This is a genomic window from Streptomyces sp. NPDC051180, from assembly GCF_040689545.1.
Taxonomy (GTDB): domain Bacteria; phylum Actinomycetota; class Actinomycetes; order Streptomycetales; family Streptomycetaceae; genus Streptomyces.
The window spans coordinates 1-25584 of record NZ_JBFBBC010000017.1; the positions used below are offsets into that span (position 1 = coordinate 1).

Below are 25584 nucleotides of genomic sequence, written 5' to 3' on the forward strand. Positions count from 1 at the left end.
TGCTCGTACTGGGCGTACTCGCGCTTTCGCCCGGTGCGGCGAGAGCGCGTGCCAGGCGTCGCGGGGCAGAGGGGAATGTGACGACAGGCCCTAGGAACTCCCCGAGGCGCCGGGACGGGTGCCGATCGCGGCCCAGACGGTCTTGCCGTCGTCGGTGTGCCGCACTCCCCAGTCCTCGGCGAGCGTGGCGCAGATCAGCAGCCCGCGGCCGCCCTCGTCGACCGCCTTCGCGTGGCGCAGGTTCGGGGCGGCCTGGCCGGCGTCGCCGACCTCGCAGACGAGTGCGTCGTCCTGCCGCAGGAGGCGCAGGACGACGGGTTCGGCGCCGTAGCGGATGGCGTTGGTGACCAGTTCGCTGGCGACCAGCGTGACGGTGAAGGGGTCGACCGGGAGGTCCCAGGCATCGAGGCGCTCCTCGACGAGCGCGCGGGCGGTGCCGACCGCCTCGAAGTCGAACGGGATGTCCCACTCGGCGAGTTCGTCGGACGAGAGCCGGCGGGTCCGGGCCAGCAGGAGGACGCGGTCGGGGGCGAGGAGCCGTTCCACCTCGTCGGCCATCGTCTCCGGGGGGCGGTCGGGGCGGGCGAGCGCGGCCACGATCTCCCCGGTCCGGGCGCCCTCGTCGCCGGGCGGGGGCGCGGAGGCCAGGCACAGCGTGCTGCCCTCGGGGAGGACGTCGGTCGCGCAGGCGAACGGCGGTCCTCCGGCGCCGAGGAGCGGCCCGTCCTCGACGGGCCGCTCGTCCACCGAGCCGTCGGGCCGCACGACGGCGAGGAGGGACGTGCCCGCGCGGGCGATGTCGATCCGGCCGTCGACGGGGTCGTACACGGCGATCGTGCAGCTCGCGGTGGGTTCGTCGGCCCTCGGCCCCCTCGTGTGCTCGACGGAGAGCCGGCGCGTGACGGCGTGCAGTCGGGCGAGGAGTTCGTGGGGGGCGAGATCGAGCGTGGTCAGGCTGTGGACGGCGGTCCGCAGCCGGCTCATCGTGGCCACCGCGCTCAGCCCCGGGTTCTCGACCTGGCCCACGACCAGGGCGACCCGCGCTCCGGGCAGCGGGATCACGTCGTACCAGGAACCGGCGCCGGTGCCGCCGGGGCGGTGTCTCTGGGCGACGTCGACGGCCCGCTGGGTGGCCTCGTGCTGACGCAGGGGCCATGCCTGGAGGGCGTACATCACGATGTGCTCGCGGGTGAACCGCAGGGCGTTCTCCAGGCAGGTCGCGGTGCGGGCCGCGATGGCGTCGGCGAGCGCCAGGTCGTCCGGTCCGTAGGGCTCGGCGCTCGCGGCGCGGTGGAAGGCGACGACGCCGAGGACCTTCCCGTGGGCGGTCAGCGGCACCACCAGGCCCGAGCCGGGGCGTCCGCCGTCGGGCGAGGGCACGCCCCCCGTCGCCGTGCCGGCCACGAGGGAGGCGGACCTCGGCAGCTCGTCGCCGAATATCCCCGGCAGCAGGACCGGTCCGACGTCCGGTACGGGCGGGCCCGCCGCCGTCCGCCCGGCGGCGGCGCAGCGCAGCAGCGGGGTCGTGACGCCGACGTCCAGGGCCGGGTCCCTCCCCCGCAGGACGGTGTCGGTGAGGGCGACCACGACGGAGTCCGCGAACCGGGGCAGCGTCACGTGGACGAGTTCGCGGGCGGTCCGCTCGACGTCGAGGCCGGTGCCTATCCGCTCGTGTGCGTCGTGGAGGAGGGCGAGCCGAGCCTGGGCGCCCTCGCGTGCGGTGACGTCGGTGCTGGTGACGACCAGGCCGAGAACGCGTCCGTCCCCGTCCTCCAGGCGGTGGACGGAGACGGAGAAGACGGACGAGCGGGGAGTGCCGGCGGAGGGTGGACCGGTGACCAGCCGGTCGGTCACCGGGCGGCCGGTGGCGAGGACGCCGAGCAGGAGCGCCTCGTCGAAGGAGACGCCGAGGGCGGCGTACGCCTCGGCCGCGGGCAGTCCGGCGATCCGGTCGACCGGCAGGCCGCGCCGACCGGCGGCGACCTTGTTCACCTTGATCACGCGCAGGTCCTGGTCCAGGACGTGGAACCCCACCTCGGCCTGGGTGAAGACGGCCCCCAGGATCGCCTCGTTCCAGGTGCGCTCGTCCGTCGTGACCCGAGGCTGTTCCGCGTCCACTCGCCCCTCCCGATGGGATGTCCGGCCGATGGGATGTCCGGCCGGCCGGTGGTGCCGGGGCCGGCGGGGGACGACGTGGCTGTCCTCCCGCCGCTCTCCCGAGCCTCCCCCACCGCGCGGGATCCCGCGAACGGACGGGGGCCTCAGAGGGCGCGGCGGTGGTGGTGCGCCACCGCCGCGACCATGAGGAGCGCGCTGACGGCTCCGACGGCGAGGGTCAGGGTGCCGGCCGTGCCGCCGCTCATCGCCCAGCCGTTGCCGAGAAGCAGGGCGGTGCCGGCGGCGCGGGAGGCGATGGCGTATCCGCGTCGGCCGGCGCGGTGGAAGTGGCGGCCGAGGACGTAGCAGGCGGCGATGAGCGACGTGAAGGTGACCGACCCGGCGGCGAAGTGCGCGTAGCTGTGCCAGGTGAGGGTGGCGGGCTGCCCGGACGGGGTGCCCGCGGGGAATCCGTCGGCCGGGTCCATGACGAAGATCCCGGCGGCGATCATGCCGAGGCCCGCGATCCGCACCAGCCGGGGCGCCCAGGTGCTGCCCGCGGTGCCGAGCATGGCCCTGCGCAGGCCGGTCGCGCCGAGGGCGAGCAGGACGCCCGCGACGAGGAAGTTGGTGATCTGCAGCCAGCCGAGCGAGCCGGTGCTGAGCGCGCTGAGCGGGTGGCGGGTGATGTCGAAGCCGTCGCGGGTGGCGGCCTGGGTCAGGGAGACGGCCGCCCACAGCGGGGAGGCGACGGCGACGCAGGCGAGCAGGGCCCGCGTGGTGGTCCGCCCGGTGGTGGCGGCGGGGGAAGCGACGGGGTGCTGGAGCGTGGTCATGGCGGGCCTCTCGGGTTGGTGCCGTCCTTGTCACTGATACGTCGAATCGGCGATGTGACAGGGAATGCCGCGCGTTCCCTGTCACATCGCTCCGTTCGACGTAGGGGTGGCAGCACCGCAGGCGAGATGCGGTCGACGAGGAAGAGGAACCCCATGCGCTACCTGATGACGAGCCGGCCCTCCGACACCGCGCCCGACGAGGCCCTGTACGCGGAGATGGGCCGGTTCATCGAGGAGCTGACGGCGTCCGGTGTGCTGCTGGCCACCGGCGGGCTGGAGCCGGGGGGCGTGCTGGTGTCCTCGGCCGGCGACGAGATCACGGTGACCGACGGGCCGTTCGCCGAGGCGAAGGAGGCCGTGGTCGGCTTCGCGCTGATCGAGGTCCGCTCCCAGGAGGAGGCGGTCGAGCTGGCCCGCCGCTTCCGCCGGATCGTCGGCGACGGCGAGAGCGTCGTCCAGCAGGTCTTCGGCCCCTGAGCCGCCGGCCCCGGCGCCGCACGGCCGGGGCCGTCGCGCCGGTGGGGGCGCCGTGCCGCCCCGGCACCGGACACGGCCGGGCAGCGCACCCGTCCCGGCTTGCGGGCGAGCCGGGGCGGGTGCTGTCATCGTGCCGGTGGACGCCCATCGCACGATCGACGCGGTCTGGAAGTCGGAGTCGGCCAGGATCATCGCCGGTCTGACCCGGATGGTGCGCGACGTCGGGCTCGCCGAGGAGCTCGCTCAGGACGCGCTCGTCGCCGCGCTGGAGCAGTGGCCTGTCTCCGGCGTGCCCGACAACCCCGCGGCCTGGCTGACGACGACCGCCCGCCGCCGGGCCGTCGACCACATCCGGCGCTCGCAGCGGCTGACGCGCAAACAGGAGGAGCTCGCCCAGGACCTCGAACGGCAGCAGGAGCCCGAACAGGACGACGTCCTGCGGCTGATGCTCGTCTCCTGCCATCCGGTCCTGTCGACCGACGCCCGGGCGGCGCTCACGCTGCGACTGCTGGGCGGGTTGACGGTCGAGGAGATCGCACGGGCCTTCCTGGTCACCGGTGCGGAGATCACCCAGCGCGTCGCGGCCGCCAAGCGGACGCTGGCGGAGGCGGCCGTGCCGTTCGAGCTGCCCGAGGGCCCGCAGCTGGCCGGGCGCCTCGCCTCGGTCCTGGAGGTCGTCTACCTGATCTTCAACGAGGGGTACTCCGCCACCTCAGGCGACGACCTCATGCGTCCCGGCCTCTGCCTGGAGGCCCTGCGACTGGGCCGGCTGCTGGCGGAACTGGCCCCGCGGGAGGCCGAGGTGCACGGCCTGGTCGCCCTCATGGAGATCCAGGCGTCCCGCTCGGCCGCGCGCACCGGACCGGCGGGCGAGCCCGTGCCGCTGCACGAGCAGAACCGCGGCCGCTGGGACCCGCTGCTCATCCGGCGGGGCTTCACCGCGATGCTGCGGGCGCGGGAGGCCGGCGGCACGCCCGGCGTGTACGTGCTCCAGGCCGCGATCGCCGTCTGCCACGCCCAGGCGCGGACGGCCGAGGAGACCGACTGGGCGCGGATCGCCTCGCTGTACGAGGCGTTGGCGCGTCTCCTGCCGACGCCGGTCGTCCAGCTGAACCGGGCGGTGGCGCTGGGGATGGCGTACGGGCCGCAGGCGGGGCTCGACGTGGCCGACGCGCTGCTCGCCGACCCGGCGCTGCGCGACTACCACCTGCTGCCCGGTGTCCGGGGCGATCTGCTGGCCCGCCTGGGCCGCTCCGAGGAGGCAAGGCGGGAGCTCCTGCGCGCGGCGGAGCTGACCGGGAACGCCGCCGAGCGGGACTTCCTGCGGCGTCGCGCCGGGACGTTCGCCGACGCGGGGCCGTCCGGTCCGACGCTGGGAGAGGCGTCCCGGGCCTTCCTGGGCCGTCCGGATCTCGACGCGGCGACCGTCCACGCGTACGGGCAGACCCTGCGGCGACTGTGCCGGGCCCTCGGCGAGGAGCAGCCGCTGGCGTCGCTGACGGCGGGGCGGGTGGCGGAGGTGTTCGCGACCGCCTGGGGCGGTGCGGCGGCCCGCACCTGGAACCGGCACCGCTCGGCCGTGCGGTCCTTCGGCGCGTGGGCGTCCCTGGACGGCATCGGGGCGGAGCTGGAACGCCGGCCCGAGAGCCGCTCCCGTCCGGGGCCGTTGAGCGCGGCCCGGCTCGACGCGCTGTGGGAGGGTCCCGGGGTGCCGCTGCGGGAGCGGACGCTGTGGCGGCTGCTGCACGAGTCCGGGGCGGGGGTGACGGCCGTGCTGTCGCTGAACGTCGAGGACCTGGACCTGGAGGACCGCAGGGGGCGCGCGGGCGACCGGTGGGTCGACTGGCGCTCGGGGACCGCCCGGCTGCTGCCGGTGCTGCTCGCGGGCCGGACCCGGGGACCGGTGTTCCTCTCCGACCGGCGGCCGGGTCCGGCGCGGACGCCGCCGCGGGAGGACCTGTGTCCGGAGACGGGCCGCCGTCGGCTGTCCTACGCGCGGGCCGAATATCTCTTCAAGAAAGCGACCCGACCGCTGGATCCGGCGGGAATCGGCTTCACGCTCCATCGCCTGAAGGCCCAACCGGTGCCGCTCCGGCAGGAGTAGGGCGAGGGTGCGAACCGAGGAGAGATCAGGAAGCGCTTACCGCACGGTACTTCCTGGGGGGCGAGCAAGTTCGGACCTTCTGGGCGCAGTATCGGAAAAGTATTCTCTTCAATGAATGCCGATACGATCACGAGAGTTCCGAACTGATCAACAACGGATCTATAGTGCCGTCGTTGCGACTCCCTTCCCTGTGTGCCCGCTCCCGAGAGTCTGGTTGATGTCGGCGTCACCCACCCCCTTCCGTCCTGCCCTGACCGCCTCGTTGCTCACCGCCGCCGCGGGCGGCGCGCTCGCCGCGGCCGCCGTCGCCGCGGCACCGGGCGAGGTCCGCACCCCGCTCGGCTGGTTCGCCGCCTGCGGCCTCCTGCTCCTGTCGGCCTCGGCCTTCGCCGTGACCTGGTACGGACGGATCGCGCGCGCGCTGAGCCGCCGGGCCGAGACCCTCGCCGCCGAAGTCGCCTCCAAGGACGCGTACCTCGTCCGGTTCACCGCCACCGCCGAGCGCGAGACGGCCACGCTCAGGGAACGCCAGGAGGCGGAGACCGCCGCCGCCCGGGCCGCCCACGCCGCACGGGCCGACGAACTCACCCGCTCCCACGCGGCCGCGCTCGCCGAGCTGACCCGGGAACGGGCCGCCGAGACCGCGCGGTTCGAGACCCGGCTGCGCCGCGCCGAGTCCGGCCGGTCCGCCGCCATGGCCGCCGCGGCCAACGCCGCCGGCCGCATGCAGGCGCTCGCCACCAGCATGCTCGCCGACCTCCGGGAGATGGAGAACCGGCACGCCGACGAGGACGTCCTCACCGACCTGCTCCACCTCGACCACCGCACCGCGCAGGCGGGCCGGCTCGCCGACTCCGTCGCCGTGCTCAGCGGGGCCAGGTCCGGCCGGCGCTGGGCCCGGCCCATCGTCATGGAGTCGATCCTCCGCGGCGCCATGGGGCGCATCAGCGGCTACCAGCGGGTGCGGCTGCACTCCAGCAGCGACGCGGCCGTCGCCGGGCACGCGGCCGAGGGCGTCATGCACGCCCTGGCCGAACTCATGGACAACGCCGCGAACTTCTCGCCGCCCACCGCCGAGGTCCACGTCTACGTCGAGGAGGTCCCCGCCGGCGTCATCATCGCCATCGAGGACAGCGGCCTCGTCATGAGCGACGTGCAGCAGCGCCGCGCGGAGGCCGCCGTCGGCGCCGCCCAGCAGGACCTCGCCGGCCTCTCCGGCACCCGTCTCGGCCTCGCGGTCGTCGGCCGGCTCGCGCGCAAGCACGGCCTCACCGTCTCCTTCCGCCCCTCCGCACGCGGCGGCACCGGCGCCCTGCTGATGCTGCCCCAGGACCTGATCAGCCACGTGTCCGCCGAACCGGCGGCCGGCCCCGCCGACCTCCTGCCCCCCGTGTCGGGGCGCGGCCTGTCGTCGCCCGCCTCCCCCGCCGCCGCGGCCGCGCCGCGCGTCCCCGCGCCGGCTCCGGTGCCCGAGCCCGAGGCCGTCCACGACAGCGCCGCCGAGACCACCGGCGAGCAGCCGCTGCTCGGCGAGAGCGGTCTGCCGCAGCGCCGGCGCGGCCGGGCCATGGCCGCCGCCCACCCCGAGGGACCGGAGGCAGCCGCGAGGAAGCCCGCCGAGGGCCCGCGCAGCGGCGCCGCGGCCGGCGCGGCGAGCCGGTTCGGCACCTTCCGCCGCGCGGTCCGCGCCACCACCGCCCGTCCGGAGGACGAGCCCGAGGGCGGAGCGGACCCCGCGTCCCCGTCCGCCCCGGCCGAGCCCACCGCGGCCGCTTCCGGCGACCGCCCCGGCACCCCCTCCGTACCGTCCGATCCGGCCGGCCCGACGTCCGCACCGCGGACGCCGTCGCCGTCCTCGAACCCCCCGTACCCGGAAGGCACCTCGTAATGACCGGCTCCACCACCGACGAGAAGCTCAGCTGGCTCCTCGAGGGCCTGCTGGAACGCACCCCGGGCACCCGGCACGCCCTGGTGCTCTCCCGTGACGGCCTCAAGCTCTGCCGCACCCCCGAGCTCTCCGTCGACCAGGCCGACCAGCTCGCCGCGATCGCCGCCGGCATCCAGAGCCTGTCGCACGGTGCCTCCGTGGAGTTCGGCGACGGCACCGGCGGGGTCCGCTCCGCGATCGCCGAGTTCTACGGCGGCATCCTGTTCATCGTGGAGGCCGGCGAGGGCGCCCACCTCGCGGTCGTCGCCGACGAGGACGCCGACGCCGGCCTCGTGGGCCACAACATGTCCGAGCTGGTGGAGCAGTTGGGCGAGCACCTGGTCGCGAGGCCCCGGGGATGAGCCGCGGCAGGCCGGGCCGGGACGAATCCCCGGACCGGCTCTACACCCTGACCGGCGGCCGCAGCCGCGCCGGGTCCGACTCCTTCGACCTGGTGACCCTCGTGGTCTCCGAGAGCGACCCGGTCCCCGGCATGCAGTCCGAGCACGCCGCGATCCTGCGCATGTGCCGCTACCCCACCGCGGTGGTGGAGGTCGCGGCCGGGCTCGGACTGCCGGTGTCGATCACACGGATCCTCCTGGCCGACCTGCACGACACCGGCCGGATCAGCGCCCGGCACCCCCGCGCGTCGTACCGCCTTCCCGATCACGACATCCTGGAGCAGGTGCTCGTTGGACTCCGTAACCTCTGAACAGCGCCAGACCCTGCACAGCACCGCCGACAACGGACTGAAGATCGTCGTCGTCGGCGGATTCGGAGTCGGCAAGACCACCCTCGTCCGCTCGGTCAGCGAGATCCGTCCGCTGAACACCGAGGAGACGATGACGCAGGCGGGCGAGGGCGTCGACGACACCGCCGGCGTGGCCGCCAAGTCGGCCACCACGGTGGCCTTCGACTTCGGCCGGATCTCGCTCGACACCCACAACGTCCTGTACCTGTTCGGGGCGCCCGGCCAGGAGCGGTTCTGGTTCCTGTGGGACCGGCTGTTCTCCGGGACCCTCGGCGCGGTGGTGCTCGTCGACACCCGCCGGCTCGCGGACTCCTGGTACGCCATCGACCGCCTGGAACACCACGGGACGCCCTTCGTCGTCGCCTGCAACGACTTCGGCGGTCCCGCCCACACCCCCGCCCAGATCCGCGGGGCCCTCGACCTCGCCGACGAGGTTCCGCTGGTCTTCTGCGACGCCCGGTCGCGCGAGTCCAGCAAGCAGGTCCTCATCTCGCTCGTCGAGCACCTGCGGACCGTCGTCGCCCCGGCCACGCCGCCGGTCCCGCAGCCGATCCCGGAGCCCGCCCCGTGACCCTCTCCGAGCACCCGCCCGTCCCCCTGAGCGGGCCGCGCTTCCAGACCGACCCCAACGAGCTGTACCGGCAGATCCGGCGCGAGCACGGGGCCGTCGCCCCCGTCGTGCTGGACGGCGACGTCCCCGCCTGGCTGGTGCTGGGCTACCGCGAGCTCCACCAGGTCACCAGCGACCCGGTCCTGTTCTCCCGCGACTCCGAGCTGTGGAACCAGTGGGACTCCATCCCGGCGGACTGGCCGCTGCTGCCCATGATCGGCCGCAAGCAGCCGTCCGTTCTCTACACCGTCGGAGAGCGTCACCGCGAGCGTGCGGGCGTCATCTCCTCGGCCCTGGAGGGGATCGACCCGTTCCTGCTGAAGGAGCGGGCCGAGCGGTTCGCCGACGAGCTCATCGACGCCCTCTGCGGCAAGGGGTCCTGCGACATCATCGCCGAGTACGCGATGCTGCTGCCGGTCCGCGTCCTCGCCAGCGTCTACGGCTTCTCCGACGAGCAGGGGCCGGGGCTCGTCACCGCCCTGAACGACATGATCAACGGGCAGGAGGGCGCGCTGGAGGGCCAGCGCCACCTGGCCGAGTCGATGTTCGGCCTGCTCGCCGCGAAGGCGGAGACCCCCGGCGACGACGTGGCCTCCCGGATGCTCGGCAACACGGCCGGCTTCACGGTCGAGGAGGTCGCCCAGGACCTCATGGTCATGCTGGCCGCCGGCCACCAGCCCACCGCCGACTGGATCGGGAACTCGCTGCGGCTGATGCTCACCGACGACCGGTTCGCCGCCTCGCTGTCGGGCGGCCGCCACAGCGTCGGCGAGGCCATGAACGAGGTCCTGTGGGAGGACACCCCCACCCAGAACGTCGCCGGCCGCTGGGCGTCGCGCGACACCCACCTCGGCGGGCGCCGCATCGGCGCCGGCGACCTGCTGCTGCTCGGTCTCGCCGCCGCCAACTCCGACCCGCACGTGCGCGCCGACGCGGGCCGGCTCACCGGCGGCAACAACGCCTACCTCTCCTTCGGACACGGCGAGCACCGCTGCCCGTTCCCCGCCCAGGAGGTCGCCGAGACCATCGCGCGCACCGGGATCGAGGTGCTGCTCGACCGGCTGCCCGACGTCGACCTCGCGGTCCCCGCGGCCGACCTCGCCCGCCGCCCCTCGCCCTGGCTGCGCGGTCTCTCCGCGCTCCCCGTGACCTACACCCCGACCCCCGCCCTTGGAGCCCTCGGATGACCTGTCCGCACGCCCACGCCGCCGCCGACGCCATCGCCCTGGACCCGTTCGTCGCCGACCTCGACGGCGAGAGCGCCCGGCTGCGGGCCGCCGGCCCGCTGGCCCGTGTCGTCCTGCCCGGCGGGGTGGCCTGCTGGGCCGTCACCCGTCACGCCGAGGCGCGGCGGCTGCTCACCGACGCCCGCCTGGTCAAGGACATCGACGTCTGGGGCGCCTGGCAGCGCGGCGAGATACCCATGGACTGGCCGCTGATCGGCCTGGCGAACCCCGGCAAGTCGATGCTGACGGTCGACGGCGACGAGCACCGCCGGCTGCGCACGCTGGTCGCGCAGGCGCTGACCGCGCGCCGGGTCGAGCGGCTGCGCGAGGGCATCGAGGCGCTGACCACGGGCATGCTGGACCGGCTGGCCGAGCGTCCGGCGGGCGAGGTCGTCGACCTGAAGGCGGAGTTCGCCTACCCGCTGCCGATGAACGTGGTCAGTGACCTCATGGGCGTCGACCCGGTCGACCACCCGCGGATGAAGGCCCTGTTCGAGAAGTTCTTCTCGACGCAGACCCCGCCCGAGGAGGTGCCGCAGATGATGGCGGACCTGGGCACGCTGTTCGCGGGGATCGTGGCGGGCAAGGTCGAGAAGCCCGGGGACGACCTGACCAGCGCGCTGATCGAGGCGTCGGAGGGCGGCGACCGGCTCACCACGGAGGAGATCACCAACACCCTCCAGCTGATGGTGGCGGCCGGGCACGAGACGACGATCAGCCTCATCGTGAACGCCGTGGTCGCCCTGGAGACCCACCCGGAGCAGCGTGCCCTGGTGCTCTCCGGCGAGGTGCCGTGGGCGAACGTGATCGAGGAGACGCTGCGCTGGTCGACGCCGACCTCGCACGTGCTGATCCGCTTCGCCACCGAGGACATCGAGGTGGGCGACCGGATCCTGCCCAAGGGCGAGGCGCTGATCGTGTCGTTCGGCGCGATCGGCCGGGACGAGGAGCAGCACGGCGCGACGGCGGGCTCGTTCGACGTGACCCGTACGCCGAACCGCCACATCTCCTTCGGCCACGGCCCGCACGTCTGCCCGGGCGCCGCCCTCTCCCGTCTGGAGGCGTCGGTGGCCCTGCCCGCCCTGTACGCGCGCTTCCCCGGGCTGCGCCTCGCCGTCGCCCGCGAGGAGCTGCGGAACAAGCCGGTCGTCACGCAGAACGACCTCTTCGACCTCCCGGTCGTGCTGGCCTGACGGCCGACTGAGCGGAGGGAGCCCGGCAGCGTACCAGCGGGGTTCCCTCCTCCGGCGGAGAACGCCCTACTCTCCGCGCCCGCCCGTGTTCATGCGGTAGTCATGAGCCCGGGAGGGAACACCTTTGATCTTCAGCCTGAGCCGCCGCCGGAAGTCCGTCCCCGCGAGCGGCGCCTGTCCGTACTCGTCCGGCTCCGACGCCGCTCCGGCGACGGGCGCTCCCCCGGGTCCGGCGCCGGGCCGGGTGGGCGTGGTGGACCGGCGGGAGGCGGAGGACTTCCTCCGCCGGTTCCACGCGGAACAGCCGGGCGCGGGCGACGTGCAGCGCCGGGTCCGCGCGGTGCGGGCGGAGATCGACCGCACCGGAACCTACGAACACACCGCCGAGGAGCTGGCGTTCGGCGCCCGGGTCGCGTGGCGGAACGCGGCCCGCTGCATCGGCAGGCTGTACTGGCGAAGCCTGGTGGTCCGCGACCTGCGGCAGGTGACGGCGGCCGACGACATCGCCGCGCACTGCTTCGAGCACCTGCGGCGGGCCGACAACGGCGGCCGCATCCGCCCGGTGATCTCCGTATTCGCGCCGGACCGGCCCGGTCGGCCCGGCCCGCGGATCGTCAACGACCAGCTGGTCCGGTACGCCGGGCACCGCGCCCCGGACGGCCGCTGGACCGGCGACCCGCGCAGCGCGTCGCTCACCGCCCTGGCGGTCGCCCAGGGGTGGAAGCGGAGCGAAGACCCCTTCCAGGTCCTTCCGCTGATGGTCGGTGAGCGGCACGGCGCGCGGCCCGAGTGGTACGAGCTCCCGGACGACGCCGTGACCGAGGTGACGCTGAGCCATCCCGACCATCCGTGGTTCGCGGAGCTGGGGCTGCGCTGGTACGCGGTGCCCGCGATCAGCGACATGACGCTGGAGATCGGCGGCGTGCGCTATCCGGCGGCGCCGTTCAACGGCTGGTACATGGGGACGGAGATCGGCGCGCGCAACCTCGCCGACGCCGAGCGCTACGACCTGCTTCCGGTGGTCGCCGCCCGGCTGGGGCTCGACCGGTCGAGCGAGCGGACGCTGTGGCGCGACCGCGCCCTCGTCGAGCTCAACGTGGCGGTGCTGCACTCCTTCCAGGAGGCCGGGGTGACGATGGCCGACCACCACACGGAGTCCGGGCGCTTCCTCCGCCACATCGAGCGGGAGGGCAGGCTCGGCAGGGCGACCCCGGCCGACTGGAGCTGGATCGTGCCGCCGGTCTCCGGTTCCGCCACCCCGGTCTTCCACCGCTACTACGACCCCGTCGACGCCTCGCTGCGCCCGGCGTTCCTGCCCCGGACCCCTTGAGCGGCGCGATCTGAGTAGCGGTACTCATGCCGGGGCGCGGGCTCGACGGGACCATGGCGCCAGGGAGTTCGGGCGCGGCGGGTGCGGAGGGGCGGCATGGGCAAGGTCCTGGGCGGGGTGCTGGTGGCGGGTCTGGCGGTCGGCGGGCTGCTGCTCGCGTACGCGGTGGGGGCGCCGCCGGGCACGGTGCTCGCCGTCGGGGCGGGGGTCCTCGCGCTGCTGTGGCTCCTGCTGCTCCTGACGGCGCCGTGGAACCTGTACTTCCGGGCGCACGCCGTGCTCGCCGAGATCGCGGTGAGCCGCGAGAAGGGCGTCGTCGTCCCGAAGGAGCGGGACGACGAGGCGCATCGCATCGCCCGGGTGATGCTGCGGGTCGCCGTCGCCGGGCACCTGGCGACGGCCGCGGCGGCGGTGGCGGCGGCTTCGGCGACGGGCCGCTCGGCGGGGTACTGGTGCGCCGGGTTCTTCCTGCTCAGCACGGTCTTCCGACCGGCCGGGGCGTACTTCGGGCAGCTGCGGCGCCGGCTCCGCCGGCTGCTCGGCGAGGTGACGTACCCGCGTGACGACGTGGTGGCGCTGCGCGAGCGGGTCGCCGCGCTGGAGAGCGGCGCCGCCGTCCAGGAGGGCAGGGCGGAGGAGCAGTACCGGGCCCTCGCCGAGCTGCGCCGCACGGCGGACGCGATCGGGCTCTCCGCGCACGAGCGGGCCGACGCGGCCGACCGGAGGATCGCCGCGCTGGCCCGCGAGTTCGAGTCGACGGTGAACCGCCTCACCGACAACGAGGAGATCATCACCGGTCTGAAGGCGTTCCTGAGGCTGCTGCGTGCCGGGGACGCCGTGGACGGCTCCGCTCCCTCGTGACCTGCGGTGCCACGTCACCCGCTTGCCGGTCCGCAGGTTGCGGCTAATGTCGAAGGAGGCAACATGTTCTGCCAGCCGCCGTCGGTGTACGGCGCGGGGACAGGGGGGCGGACGAAAGGAGCCTCCCATGACCCGAACGTTGCGGGCCGCGATAGCCCTGGCCGGAGCCGCCGCACTCTCCCTGGGCGCGGTGGCGACCAGCGGCGCGGCCCAGCCGGGCACGGGAACGTCGGCACAGGACGATGTGAGGATCGGCCTGCTGCTGCCGGAGAGCAAGACCACGCGGTACGAGAAGTTCGACCGGCCCTACATCGAGGCGAAGATCAAGGAGCTGGCGCCCGGCGCGCAGATCGACTACTACAACGCCGCGGAGAGCGCCACGACCCAGCAGCAGCAGGTCAACACCGCGCTCGCCAAGGGCGACAAGGTCCTCATCCTGGACGCCGTGGACGCCAAGTCGATCCAGTCCTCGGTGCAGAAGGCCCATGACGCGGGCGTCAAGGTCGTCGCGTACGACCGTCTCGCCCAAGGCCCCGTCGACTCCTACGTCTCGTACGACAACGAGAAGGTCGGCAAGCTCCAGGGCCAGGCGCTGCTCGACGCGCTCGGCGACAAGGCCGGCAGCGGTGTGATCGTGATGCACAACGGCTCGCCGACCGACCCGAACGCGGCGCAGTTCAAGGCGGGCGCGCACTCGGTGCTGGACGGCAAGGTGAAGATCGGCAAGGAGTACGACACGCCCAACTGGGACCCGAACAACGCCAACCAGCAGATGTCCGGTGCGATCAGCGCGCTGGGCAAGGACAAGATCGTCGGCGTCTACTCGGCCAACGACGGTCTGGCGGCCGGCATTTCGACCGCACTCAAGGCTTCGGGCATGAACGTGCCGCTGACCGGACAGGACGCCCAGCTCGACGCGATCCAGCGGATCCTGCTCGGCACCCAGACGATCACGATCATGAAGCCCTACAAGCCGGAGGCGGACATCGCGGCGACGATGGCCGTCGACCTGGCCGAGGGCAAGCAGCTCCCGGCCGACCTCGTCCCGACCACCGTCACCAGCGGCAGTGGGAACAAGGTCCCGGCGAACCTGCTGACCCCGGTCGTCGTCGACAAGACCAACATCAAGGACACGGTCGTCAAGGACGGCCTGTACACGGTCGAGGAGATCTGCACCCCGACCTATGCGGCGGCCTGCAAGGAGGCCGGTCTCCAGTAGGGACGAGCGCCTCGGCGCCGGTCCGAAGGGCGAGCGGAGGAGGCGGTTCCCTTGCCGGAGCCACCCGTGCTCACACTGCGGGGGATCTCCAAGCGGTTCGGCGCGGTCCAGGCGCTGAAGGGGTTCGATCTGGAGGTGCACCCCGGTGAGGTCGTGGCACTCGTCGGCGACAACGGCGCCGGCAAGTCCACCGCCGTCAAGGCGATCGCCGGGGTGAACCCGCCCGACGAGGGCGTCATCGCCTGGGAGGGCCGGCAGGTCTCCATCAGCCGGCCCCACGACGCCCAGCACCTCGGGATCGCCACGGTCTACCAGGACCTGGCACTGTGCGACAACCTCGACGTGGTGGCCAACCTGTTCCTCGGCCGGGAGCTGCGCCGCTTCGGCGTCCTCGACGAGGTCCGGATGGACCAGCGGGCGCGCGAGCTCCTGGACACGCTGTCGATCCGCATCCCCAGCGTCCGCATCCCGGTCGCCTCGCTCTCCGGCGGGCAGCGGCAGACGGTGGCGATCGCCCGTTCGCTGATCGGCGACCCGAAGGTCGTCATCCTCGACGAGCCGACCGCGGCCCTGGGAGTGGAGCAGACGGCGGAGGTGCTCGACCTCGTGGAACGGCTCCGGGACCGCGGTCTCGGGACGATCCTGATCAGCCACAACATGGTGGACGTGATGGCGGTCGCGGACCGGATCGCCGTCATGCGCCTGGGCCGGAACAACGGCTTCTTCGACAAACGCTCCACGACCACCGAGGAGATCATCTCCGCCATCACCGGGGCCACCGACAGCGCCGTCACCCGCCGCCAGGCCCGTAAGCGCGAGGAGGAGCGATGAGCCGCGACCGCCGCGCACCGGACCCGGACGACGCCACCCAGGAACCGGCGGGCGGTGCCATGCCGGCCGTCGACAGCCGGCTCCTGGTCCGGGAGGAGGGGATCAAGGGGTACCTCGGGGAGTTCAAGCGCAAGTTGCGCAGCGGTGAGCTGGGCTCGCTGCCCGTCGTCCTGGCCGTGATCATCATCTGGACCGTGTTCGGGAGCCTGAACAGCACGTTCCTGTCGGCGCAGAACCTCTCCGACCTCAGCCAGCAGATCGTCGGCACCGGAATGATCGCCATCGGCATCGTCTTCGTGCTGCTGCTCGGCGAGATCGACCTGTCCGTCGGCTCGGTCAGCGGCCTGTGCGCCGCGATCTTCGCCGTGCTCAACGTCCTCAACGGCATGAACCAGTGGCTGGCGCTGCTGATCGCCCTGGCGGGCGGTGCGGCCGTCGGGCTCATCCAGGGGTTCTTCTTCGCGAAGGTCGGGGTGCCGGCCTTCGTCGTCACGCTGGCGGGCAACCTCGCCTGGAACGGCCTGATGCTCCAGGTCCTCGGCACCAGCGGCACGGTCAACATCCCCAGCGAGAGCATCGTCTCCCGGCTCTACTCGACGATCTACCACAGCCCGGCCGCCGCCTATGTGACGGCGGCCGTCGGCGTGGGGCTCTTCCTCGCGGCCTCGCTCCTGGACGCCCGGCGGCGCCGCGCGGCCCGGGTGCCGTCCCGGCCGGTGGCCGAGATCGCGCTGCGGACGGTCGTGATCGCCGCCCTGGCGTTCGCCACCGCGTACATCCTCAACCAGTACCAGGGGCTGCCCCTCGCGCTGCTGATCTTCCTGATCGTGCTGGTGCTCCTGGACTTCGTGCTGCGGCGCACCACCTACGGCCGGCGGATCTTCGCGGTGGGCGGCAACATCGAGGGCGCCCGACGGGCCGGCATCAGCGTCCCGTTCATCCGGATCACGGTCTTCTCGATCGCCGGGACCATGGCGGCGGTGGGCGGCCTCTTCCTCGCCGGACAGATCCAGTCGGCCAGCCAGACCTCCGGCGGCGGCAACCTGCTGATGAACGTCATCGCCGCGGCCGTCATCGGCGGCACGAGCCTGTTCGGCGGGCGCGGCACGGTCTGGTCGGCGCTGCTCGGCGCGCTGGTGATCGGGTCCATCCAGTCCGGCATGAACATCATGGGCGTCAGCAACGCCGTGCAGTTCATGATCACGGGTTCCGTGCTGCTGGCCGCCGTGGTCGTCGACTCGCTGTCCCGGCGGAGCCAGAAGGCCGCCGGCCGCGCCTGATCCCCGGGCTTCGGGGAAGGAGGGGCCCATGGCCGACGACCCCGGGCACGGAGACGACCGGACGGACGGACGCGACGAGACGGAGGCGGAGCGCGCGGACCGGCGCTGGACGGAGCTCATGCAGGAGATCCGGGTGGCCCAGACCGGAGTCCAGATCCTCCTCGGCTTCCTCCTCACCGTCGTCTTCACCCCGCACTTCCAGGGGCTGGGGACCACCGACAAGACGATCTACATCGTCACGGTGGTCCTCGGGTCGCTGGCGACGGGGGCGCTCATAGGGCCCGTCTCCTTCCACCGGATCGTGGCCGGGCGGCGCATCAAACCCCACGCGGTCGTCTGGGCGTCCCGGCTGGTCTTCACCGGTCTCGTCCTGCTGCTCGCGACCCTGACGTCGGCCCTCCTCCTCGTGCTGCGGGTGGCGACGGACGACCCGTACGTGCCCTGGCTGGTCACCGCCGTACTGGCCTGGTACCTGGTCTGCTGGTTCGCCCTGCCCCTGTGGGCGCGCTCCCGCTACACCCGCGGGGACTGAGGGGCCCGGTCAGCGGCCGTCCTCCTCCTGGGAGCCCGGGCCGATCGTCAGCTCGAAGTCGCCGTCGTACTTCTCGTGGCCCGCGATCACCGCGACCTCGACGACCTCCCGCCCGACCTCTCCGCGGACGATCAGGGGGTCCTTGCGCAGGTCGCGCATGAGGGCCACGCACATGCCGAGCATGACGAGCACGAACGGCGCCGCGACCAGGATGGTGAGGTTCTGCAGGCCGGCGAGCGCGTCGCCCTGGCCGTTGCCGACGAGGAGCATGACGGCGGCGACCGCGCCGGTGACGACGCCCCAGAAGACGACCACGAGCCGGGTGGGTTCGAAGGCGCCGCGCTGCGAGAGGGTGCCCATGACGATGGAGGCGGCGTCCGCGCCCGACACGAAGAAGATGCCGACCAGGACCATCACGAGCAGGCTCATGAGGCCCGCGGCGGGGAACTCCTGGAGGACGCCGAAGAGCTGGCCCTCCGGGGTGGTCTCCCCCGCCAGCTCGCCCTGCTCGCGGAGCTTCATCGCGGTGCCGCCGAAGATGGCGAACCACACCAGGCTGACCGTGCTGGGGACCAGGATCACGCCGCCGACGAACTGGCGGATGGTCCGGCCCCGGCTGATGCGGGCGATGAACATGCCGACGAAGGGCGTCCAGGAGATCCACCACGCCCAGTAGAAGACCGTCCAGCTGCCGAGCCAGTCGTGGATGTCCGCGCCGCTGGTCGCCTCGGTGCGGCCGGCGAGCTGCGGCAGGTCGCCGATGTAGGCGGCGAGGGAGGTGGGCAGCAGGTCGAGCACGATGATGGTCGGGCCGGCCACGAAGACGAAGAGGGCTAGCACGGCCGCCAGCACCATGTTGATGTTGGACAGCCACTGGATGCCCTTCTCCACACCGGAGACCGCGGAGAGCACGAAGGCGACGGTCAGCACGGCGATGATGGCGACGAGCAGTCCGGTGCCGGTCTTCTCCATCCAGCCCAGCTCCTCGAAGCCGCTGCCGATCTGGAGCGCGCCGAGGCCGAGCGAGGCGGCGGAGCCGAAGAGGGTCGCGAAGATCGCCAGGATGTCGATGACGCGGCCGGGCCCCCCGTACGCCCGCCGTTCGCCGAGCAGCGGGACGAAGACGGCGCTGATGGTCTGCCGGCGGCCGCGCCGGAAGGTGGAGTACGCGATGGCCAGGCCGACCACCGCGTAGATCGCCCACGGGTGGAGCGTCCAGTGGAAGAGCGTGGTGGCCATCGCGGTCTCCATGCGCTCGGCCGAGTCGGCGGGACGGGTGCCCGGCGGCGGGTTGCCGTAGTGCGCGAGCGGCTCGCTGACGCCGTAGAACATCAGGCCGATGCCCATGCCGGCGCTGAACATCATCGCGATCCACGACACGGTGCGGAACTCGGGCGCCTCGCCCTCCTGACCGAGGGTCACCCGGCCGTAGCGGCTGATGGCCAGCCACAGGGCGAAGACGACGAACCCCGAGGCGACCAGCATGAACGCCCAGCCGCCGTTGCGGATGAGGCCGTCGAGGAGCTTGCTGGAGGTGCTCTCCAGACTGTCGGTGGCCGCGGCTCCCCAGACGACGAAGGCGAGGGTGAGGACGGCGGTGACGCCGAACACGATCCGGTCCGTACGTGCCGGGTGGAGGTGACCGTCGGGTTTCCGTTCTTCCTGCGACACGAAGGGCACCTTTCATCACATCACGGGCATACAACACGATGTCCCCCAAGGCAGTACCACAGGAGGGCGGGGCCGATCGGGGAACACACGCGGCGGGGCCCGACGTATCCTCGGCGCGGGCACGCCCGACGACGCAGGGAAGAGGACGGCAACGGTGGCGGAGAGTCGCAGGACCGGCACGGCGGCGACGGCCGGGGACCCGGTCCCGCTCAGCGCGCGGGCGCGCGAGGCCGTGCTCCAGCGGATCGTCGACCGGCGGTACGCCCAGGGCGCCCGGCTCGTCGAGCGGGAGGTCGCCGAGGAGCTCGGCATGTCCCGCGTACCGGTGCGCGAGGCGCTGCGCGCCCTCGTCTCCGAAGGGCTCCTGGAGCTGCTCCCGCACAGCGGGGTGCGGGTGCGGCGCCTCGAACGGGCCGACGTGGAGCACCTGTACGAGGTGTGGGAGCCGCTGGCGGTGCAGGCGTCCCGGCTCGCCGCGCGGGCCGTGGCGGCCGGCGGGGCCGAGGGGCTCGCCGCGCTGCGCTCCACCCTGCGCCAGGCCGAGTCGGCGGCCGCGGCGGACGAGGGGACGCGCGAGGTGGCCGCCCACACCGCGTTCCACGAGGCGGTCGTGGCCCTGTCGGGCAACCCGCTGCTCGGCCGCACCATGGAGCAGCTGAGCTGGCAGCTGCGGCTGGTCTTCGGGCTGCGCGAGGAGCCGGCGCACATGCGGGCCCAGCACGCCGAGATGTACCGGCACATCGCCGCGGGCGACCCGGACGCCTCGGCGGCGAGCACGCTGCTGCACGTGCGGGACAGCCGGGCCGTCGCCCTGCGGTCCCTCTTCGGCGACTCCTGACCTTCTTTGTATACCAAGACCGCGAGAATGACACCCTCGCCCAGGCAGGATTCTCTGAATCTCCAGACTTCGTGCAGGTGATCTGCCACCCCCTTGTTCGACTCCGGAGCCTTGGTATACAAAACGGGGAACGTCGGCCCGGTCCGACCGTCCCTCCCAAGGAGTTCCCATGCAGCCCTCCTCCCCCTCCCCCGGCGCGCTCTCCCGTCGCACGATGCTGGCCGGGGCCGCCGCCCTGGCCGGCACCGGCGCGGCGATGGGCGCTTCCGCCGGAACGGCCCACGCCGCCGGCGCCGCCCCGGAGCACGCCGCGACCCCGGGCGGCGGCGGCCGTCGCGCCGGGACCGTGGTCTTCCGGAACGTCCGGGTGCTCGGCGCGGCACGCGCCACGGACCTGGTGGTCGTCGACGGCCGGATCGCGGACGGGCCCGCCCCGCGCGGCGCGAAGGTGGTCGACGGCGGCGGCCGGATCGCCCTGCCGTCCCTGGTCGACGCCCACATCCACCCCGACAAGACGACCTGGGGCGGCTCCTGGGTGTCACGACGCCCGGCGAGCGCCATCGCCGACTACGTCGCCCAGGACGTGGACCTCTTCCGCAGTCAGCGCCGGCCGGTCTCGGAACGCGCGTACGGCCTGATGTCCCACGCCGTCGCACGCGGCACCCGCGCGATGCGCGCCCACGCCGACGTCGCCCCCGCCTACGGCCTCGCGGGAGTGGAGGGCCTGGCCGCGGCCCGCGAGCGGCTGCGGCACGCCCTGGACGTCCAGATCGTGGCCTTCCCGCAGCACGGCGTCATCCGCACCCCGGGCACGGCGGCGCTGCTGGAGCGGGCCGCGCGGGCGGGTCTCGTCGACATGATCGGCGGCATCGACCCGATCGGCTTCGACCAGGCCCTCGACGAGCAGCTGGACACCGTCTTCGGCATCGCGGACCGTCATGGCGTCGGCGTCGACATCCACCTCCACGACCGGGGCGAGAAGGGTCTGCGCGCCCTGCGCGGCATCATCGAACGCACCCGCGCCCTCTCGCTCGCCGGCCGCGTCACGGTCAGCCACGTGTTCTGCCTGCCGGGGCTCACCGACGGCGAACTCGGCTCCCTCGCCGCCGGTCTGGGCGACCAGGACATCGCCCTCACCACGGTCGCGCCCTCCGACTCGCTGGTGCTGCCGATCGCCCGGCTGCGCGAGCACGGCGTACGGGTCGGGCTCGGGTCCGACGGGGTGCGCGATTCGTGGAGCCCGTTCGGCAACGCGGACATGATGCACCGCGCGCACCTGCTCGGCTGGGTGACCGACGTGCGTCTCGACGACGAGCTGACGGACTGTTACGGCGTCGCGGCCCACGGAGGCGCGGACGTGATGGGCCTCGCGCACGCCGACTTCGCGGCCGGCGCGCCGGCCGACTTCGTCCTGGTGCGCGGCGAATGCCTGCCGCAGGTCGTCGTCGACATGCCGCGCCGGGACGTGGTCGTGCACGGCGGCGTCGTCGTCGCCCGCGACGGGGAGTTCCTCGGCTGACGCTCCTCCGGGGGTCCCGGTGCCGGTCTTCCGGCACGGCATCGGCCCCGGTGGGGGCGCCGGGGGGCGGGCGTTGCGTAGGCTCGAACAGAGCGTTCCGCGTACGCGCACCGCGCCGTCCCTACGACGAGGAGGACCCCATGACCACCGCCGAAGAAGGACGGCAGCAGCTGGACGCGGTCAGCGTGCTCAACGCCAAGCGGACGCTCCTCCAGCTGCTCGCCCGCGCGGGGGTCTGGTCCGGCGACGCGGAGGAGCTCATCGGCTTCGTCGAGGCCGGCGCCGTGGCCCTGGCGTACGAGGAGGTGGGCGGGACCGCGTGGAGCGCCCCGGAGGAGAAGGGCGAACCGTACGCCTCCGGATGGCTGGACGGCACCCGCACCGTCACCGACGCCCTCGGCGACATCGCCGAGCGGGCCCTGCGCCGGGCCGTCGCCTCCGACCCGACGGCCGACTCCCCGGACGAACGTCCGCCGGTGGGGCGGACGGAGGTCGCCCGGACCAAGGTCGCGGTGACCGCGCTCCACCTGGAGTTCACGGAGGTCTCCGACCTCGACCCCGAGGTCACCGACCAGGTCCTCGTGGCGGTGCTCGCCACGATGAGCTCGCGGCAGCGCTCGCGGTACGCGGGACGGCTGGCCGAGTTCGCGGTGACGCACCGGGCGCGCCTGGAGCGGCTGTTCGCGCAGTACGGGCCGGGCAGCCCGATCGCGATCCACGGCCGCTACTCCCTCGTCCACTCCCCCACCTGCGTCGCCGTCCTCGAACGGCTGGCCACCGCCTCCCCGGCGCTGCACGAGGAGTGGGACGCGGCCGAGCTGCCGCCCGCCTGGCTGGACGGCCTGTCGACGGCCTGGGGCGCGGCTTCGGCGGACTGACGGGAGTGGCGGGAGTGGCGGGTCCGGGGGCGTGGTGATCGGCCCCTGGTGATCCACACCCCCAAGAGGTAGGTTAGGCTCACCTAACAACGCCTCGCGATGGCCGCTGCCCCGCCTGTCCCCTGCCCGGGGTCCCGCGGCGGCGCCTCGACGCACCTCTGCCCGGAGACAAGGATCCACCATGCCTTCTGTGTTCACCCCTCTTCGCCGTCGCGTCCTCGCGGCGGGTGCCGCCGCGGTCTCGCTCGGCCTCATGGTGACCGGGTGCGGTTCGGACGAGAAGAAAGACGACGCGGCGGGCACGGCGGCCAAGGCTCCGGCGGGCGCCTTCCCCGTCACCATCAAGAGCGCCCTCGGTGACGCGGTCATCAAGGAGAAGCCGAAGCGCGTGGTGACCCTCGGCCAGGGCTCGGCCGAGACGGCCATCGCCCTCGGCAACGTCCCGGTGGGCATCGAGGAGTACCCCTGGGGCAGCGACAAGTCCGGCTACCTCCCGTGGATCCACGAGGCCGTGACGAAGTCCGGCGCCACCCTGCCCAAGCAGTTCAAGGGCGGCGAGGAGCTCGACATCGAGGCGATCACCGAGCTGGAGCCGGACGTCATCCTCGCCCCCTGGTCGGGTCTGACGCAGAAGCAGTACGACATCCTCAAGGACATCGCGCCCACCGTCGCCTACCCCGAGAAGGCGTGGAGCACGAACTGGGACCAGCAGATCGAGATCATCGCCAAGGCGCTCGGTCAGCCGGAGAAGGCCAAGGAGCTGGAGTCGAAGATCGACAAGCAGCTCGCCGACGCGGCCGCCTCGCGCCCGAACTACAAGAACGTCACGTTCTCGTACATCTACAACACCGGCCCCGGCACCCTCGGCATCTTCAAGCCCGAGGAGCAGCGCGTCGCGATGGTCTCCAAGCTGGGCCTGAAGGTCGACCCGATCGTCAACACCTTCCCCGAGACCGAGGGCACCGACTCCGCCCTGATCGGCCTGGAGAACGCCAACAAGCTGGCGAAGAGCGACATCGCCTTCACCTTCTACATGGACGAGAAGTCCCGCGAGGCCGTCGAGGCGCAGCCGCTGTACGCGGCCATCCCGGCCGTGAAGAAGGGCGCGCTGATCTACAGCCACGACACCCCCTTCGTCACCGCCTCCTCGATGATCAACCCGCTGACGGTGCCGTACAGCATCGAGCGCTACCTCCCGATGATCGACAAGGCCGTCGCCAAGGCCGGGAAGTAACAGCGGTCCCAGCGTGACCACTCTCTCCCGGATCGGCCAGGGCCCCGCCGCACGACGGCGGGGCCCTGCCCGGCATGTCATGGCCGCCGTCCTCTGCCTGGTCCTGCTCGCCCTCGCGCTGCTGGCCAGCGTGATGTTCGGCAGCAAGCCGACGTCCGCCGGCGACGTCCTGCGCGTCCTCACCGGCGGCGGCGACGCGTACACCCGCACCGTCATCGAGAGCCGCTACCCGCGCACCGCCCTGGGCGTGCTCGCCGGTCTCTGCCTCGCCGTCGCCGGCACCCTGATGCAGGGCATCACGCGCAACCCGCTGGCCGAGCCCGGACTGCTCGGCATCAACGCGGGCGCGTCCGCCAGCATCGTGGCCGCCACCGCGTTCCTCGGCGCCTCCGGGCAGCGGGAGACCATCTGGTGGGCACTGGCCGGCGCGCTCGCGACCGGCGTCGTCGTCCATCTGATCGGGACCGCGGGCGGAGGCAGCGGACCGGTCCGCCTCGTCCTGGCGGGCGCGGTGCTCACCGCCGTCCTCTCCGCCTTCATCCAGGCCGTCGCCCTCTCCCGGCCCCAGGTCTTCGACACCTACCGCTACTGGGTGGTCGGCGCGCTCGGCGGACGGGGGTTCGACGCCGTGTGGGCGGTCCTGCCGTTCGCCGGGGCGGGCTTCCTCCTCGCGCTGATCCTGGCGCCGGGGCTCAACGCCATGGCGATGGGCGACGACAAGGCGGCCTCCCTCGGCATCAGCCCCGCGCGCGTCAAGGGCGCCGGACTGCTCGCCGCGACCCTGCTGGCCGGTGCCGCCACGGCGGCCGTCGGTCCCATCGCCTTCGTCGGACTCGCCGTCCCGCACCTGGTCCGGGTGCTCGTGGGCGCCGACTTCCGGCTGCAGATCCTCTTCACCTCCCTCGCGGGGCCCACCCTCCTGCTCTTCGCGGACGTCGTCGGACGGGTCCTCCTGCGCCCGCAGGAACTCATGGTCGGCGTCGTCACCGCGTTCGTGGGAGCCCCGGCCCTGCTCTTCGCCGTCCGCCGCATGAGGGGAGCGGCATGAAGACCGCCGACCCGACCGACACCCCGACCACCACCACCGGCGTCGGCGACGTGCCGGCGGCCCGGCGTCAGGACCGGCCCGCGCGCCGCACCGTGGTGCGCGTCGGCCCCTGGATCGCCGTACCCGTGCGCCGCTCCTCGCTGATCGCCGCCGTGGCGAGCCTGCTACTGCTCGTGGGCGCCGCCACGGCGACGCTGTCGATGGGCCGGCTCGGCATCGACCTCGCCGACCTGCCGTCGGCCCTCATGGGCGAGGCCACCGGCAAGAACGCGTTCGTCCTCAACCGGCTCCGCGGCCCGCGGCTCGTCGTGGCCATCGCCACCGGCGCCGCCTTCGGCCTCTCCGGAGCCCTGTTCCAGTCCGTCACCCGCAACCCGCTGGGCAGCCCGGACGTGATCGGGCTCGGGGCCGGGGCCGGGGCCGGGGCGGCGGCCGCCGCGCTGTTCCTGCCCGACACCATGCCGGTCGCCGTCGGCGCCCTGCTCGGCGCGCTGATCGCCATGGCGCTCGTCTACTTCGCCACCGGGACCGGCTTCCGCAGCCCCGGACGGCTGGTGGTGGCCGGCATCGGCGTCGCCGCGATGGCGACGGCCCTGACCCAGTACGTGGTCTACGCCGTGGAACGCGACAAGGCCAGCGCGCTCACCGCGTACATCAACGGCAGCCTCTCCGCCCGCTCCTGGGACGACGCGACGGTCATCTGGATCGTGCTCCTCGCCGCGGTGCCGTTCGCGGCGCTGCTCGCCAGGCCCCTGAGCATCGGCGAGATGGGCGACGACACGGCCACCGGTCTGGGCACCCGCCCGGCCCGTACCACCACCGCGGCGGTCGCCCTGTCGATCGTCCTCTCCGCGGGAGCGGTCAGCGTGGCCGGACCCATCGCGTTCATCTCCCTGACGGCGCCCCAGATCGCCAAGCGCGTGACCCGCAGCGGCGGTCCGCACCTCGTCATGTCCAGCCTCCTCGGCGCCCTGCTCCTGGTCCTCGCGGACCTCACCGCGCAGCAGCTGCCGCTCTTCGACAACCTGCCCGTCGGGCTGTACACGATGGCCGTCGGCGGCGCCTACCTCGGCTACCTGCTGATCCGGGAGTGGCACCGCCCGATGTGATCCCCGCGGGGCG

23 protein-coding genes are annotated in these 25584 nt (G+C 73.3%); 20 read left to right on the forward strand and 3 right to left on the reverse strand.

Annotation, left to right across the window (positions count from 1 at the left end; translation table 11 throughout):
* Positions 1–90 precede the first annotated feature (90 nt).
* Positions 91–2118: a SpoIIE family protein phosphatase gene (locus AB0424_RS26030; protein ID WP_366308961.1), complete on the reverse strand. Its 2028-nt coding sequence runs from the start codon at positions 2116–2118 to the stop codon at positions 91–93.
* A 143-nt stretch (positions 2119–2261) separates the two neighbouring features.
* On the reverse strand, positions 2262–2933 hold the full coding sequence (locus AB0424_RS26035) for a DUF998 domain-containing protein (protein WP_366308962.1): 672 nt from the start codon (positions 2931–2933) through the stop codon (positions 2262–2264).
* Between the two features lie 153 nt (positions 2934–3086).
* Here AB0424_RS26035 and AB0424_RS26040 point away from each other — a divergent pair, with 153 nt between their 5' ends.
* The 14 genes from AB0424_RS26040 to AB0424_RS26105 all read left to right on the forward strand — a co-directional run bounded on the left by AB0424_RS26040 (position 3087) and on the right by AB0424_RS26105 (position 17274).
* The gene (locus tag AB0424_RS26040) at positions 3087–3410 is read left to right on the forward strand and encodes a YciI family protein (protein WP_366308963.1); all 324 of its coding nucleotides are present in this window, start codon (positions 3087–3089) and stop codon (positions 3408–3410) included.
* A 136-nt stretch (positions 3411–3546) separates the two neighbouring features.
* Entirely contained in the window at positions 3547–5514 is a 1968-nt protein-coding gene (locus tag AB0424_RS26045) for a sigma-70 family RNA polymerase sigma factor (RefSeq protein WP_366308964.1), read from the forward strand.
* A 217-nt stretch (positions 5515–5731) separates the two neighbouring features.
* Positions 5732–7402 (forward strand): ATP-binding protein, encoded by a 1671-nt coding sequence (locus AB0424_RS26050; protein WP_366308965.1) that lies wholly within the window; start codon positions 5732–5734, stop codon positions 7400–7402.
* Complete coding sequence (locus AB0424_RS26055; protein ID WP_017236514.1) at positions 7402–7803, forward strand: roadblock/LC7 domain-containing protein; 402 nt, start codon at positions 7402–7404, stop codon at positions 7801–7803. Before AB0424_RS26050 ends, AB0424_RS26055 begins: the two co-directional genes overlap by 1 nt.
* Positions 7800–8153: a DUF742 domain-containing protein gene (locus tag AB0424_RS26060; protein ID WP_366308966.1), complete on the forward strand. Its 354-nt coding sequence runs from the start codon at positions 7800–7802 to the stop codon at positions 8151–8153. The genes AB0424_RS26055 and AB0424_RS26060 overlap by 4 nt, the downstream gene beginning before the upstream one ends.
* On the forward strand, positions 8134–8763 hold the full coding sequence (locus AB0424_RS26065) for an ATP/GTP-binding protein (protein ID WP_366308967.1): 630 nt from the start codon (positions 8134–8136) through the stop codon (positions 8761–8763). The genes AB0424_RS26060 and AB0424_RS26065 overlap by 20 nt, the downstream gene beginning before the upstream one ends.
* On the forward strand, positions 8760–9989 hold the full coding sequence (locus AB0424_RS26070; protein ID WP_366308968.1) for a cytochrome P450: 1230 nt from the start codon (positions 8760–8762) through the stop codon (positions 9987–9989). Before AB0424_RS26065 ends, AB0424_RS26070 begins: the two co-directional genes overlap by 4 nt.
* Positions 9986–11221, forward strand: a complete 1236-nt coding sequence (locus tag AB0424_RS26075) for a cytochrome P450 (RefSeq protein ID WP_366308969.1) — start codon at positions 9986–9988, stop codon at positions 11219–11221. The genes AB0424_RS26070 and AB0424_RS26075 overlap by 4 nt, the downstream gene beginning before the upstream one ends.
* Before the next feature lie 244 nt (positions 11222–11465).
* A complete protein-coding gene (locus tag AB0424_RS26080) occupies positions 11466–12551 on the forward strand; it encodes a nitric oxide synthase oxygenase (RefSeq protein WP_366309072.1) in 1086 nt (361 codons plus the stop codon).
* A 96-nt stretch (positions 12552–12647) separates the two neighbouring features.
* Positions 12648–13412, forward strand: a complete 765-nt coding sequence (locus AB0424_RS26085) for a hypothetical protein (RefSeq protein WP_366308970.1) — start codon at positions 12648–12650, stop codon at positions 13410–13412.
* A gap of 127 nt (positions 13413–13539) precedes the next feature.
* Positions 13540–14631, forward strand: coding sequence for a substrate-binding domain-containing protein (locus AB0424_RS26090; RefSeq protein WP_366308971.1), 1092 nt, complete (start codon positions 13540–13542; stop codon positions 14629–14631).
* A 51-nt stretch (positions 14632–14682) separates the two neighbouring features.
* Entirely contained in the window at positions 14683–15462 is a 780-nt protein-coding gene (locus tag AB0424_RS26095; RefSeq protein WP_366308972.1) for an ATP-binding cassette domain-containing protein, read from the forward strand.
* The gene (locus AB0424_RS26100; RefSeq protein ID WP_366308973.1) at positions 15459–16742 is read left to right on the forward strand and encodes a sugar ABC transporter permease; all 1284 of its coding nucleotides are present in this window, start codon (positions 15459–15461) and stop codon (positions 16740–16742) included. The genes AB0424_RS26095 and AB0424_RS26100 overlap by 4 nt, the downstream gene beginning before the upstream one ends.
* A 28-nt stretch (positions 16743–16770) precedes the next feature.
* Positions 16771–17274: a DUF6328 family protein gene (locus AB0424_RS26105; RefSeq protein ID WP_366308974.1), complete on the forward strand. Its 504-nt coding sequence runs from the start codon at positions 16771–16773 to the stop codon at positions 17272–17274.
* 9 nt (positions 17275–17283) lie between these two features.
* Here AB0424_RS26105 and AB0424_RS26110 read toward each other — a convergent pair whose 3' ends face one another.
* Positions 17284–18945, reverse strand: coding sequence for a BCCT family transporter (locus tag AB0424_RS26110; protein ID WP_366308975.1), 1662 nt, complete (start codon positions 18943–18945; stop codon positions 17284–17286).
* Between the two features lie 154 nt (positions 18946–19099).
* Here AB0424_RS26110 and AB0424_RS26115 point away from each other — a divergent pair, with 154 nt between their 5' ends.
* The 6 genes from AB0424_RS26115 to AB0424_RS26140 all read left to right on the forward strand — a co-directional run bounded on the left by AB0424_RS26115 (position 19100) and on the right by AB0424_RS26140 (position 25571).
* On the forward strand, positions 19100–19783 hold the full coding sequence (locus AB0424_RS26115) for a GntR family transcriptional regulator (RefSeq protein ID WP_366308976.1): 684 nt from the start codon (positions 19100–19102) through the stop codon (positions 19781–19783).
* A 169-nt stretch (positions 19784–19952) separates the two neighbouring features.
* A complete protein-coding gene (locus AB0424_RS26120; protein WP_366308977.1) occupies positions 19953–21302 on the forward strand; it encodes an amidohydrolase in 1350 nt (449 codons plus the stop codon).
* 140 nt (positions 21303–21442) lie between these two features.
* A complete protein-coding gene (locus tag AB0424_RS26125) occupies positions 21443–22180 on the forward strand; it encodes a hypothetical protein (protein WP_366308978.1) in 738 nt (245 codons plus the stop codon).
* A gap of 181 nt (positions 22181–22361) precedes the next feature.
* On the forward strand, positions 22362–23414 hold the full coding sequence (locus AB0424_RS26130) for an iron-siderophore ABC transporter substrate-binding protein (RefSeq protein WP_366308979.1): 1053 nt from the start codon (positions 22362–22364) through the stop codon (positions 23412–23414).
* Between the two features lie 79 nt (positions 23415–23493).
* On the forward strand, positions 23494–24462 hold the full coding sequence (locus AB0424_RS26135; RefSeq protein WP_366309073.1) for an iron chelate uptake ABC transporter family permease subunit: 969 nt from the start codon (positions 23494–23496) through the stop codon (positions 24460–24462).
* On the forward strand, positions 24459–25571 hold the full coding sequence (locus AB0424_RS26140; protein ID WP_366308980.1) for an iron chelate uptake ABC transporter family permease subunit: 1113 nt from the start codon (positions 24459–24461) through the stop codon (positions 25569–25571). The genes AB0424_RS26135 and AB0424_RS26140 overlap by 4 nt, the downstream gene beginning before the upstream one ends.
* The last annotated feature ends 13 nt before the right edge of the window (positions 25572–25584 follow it).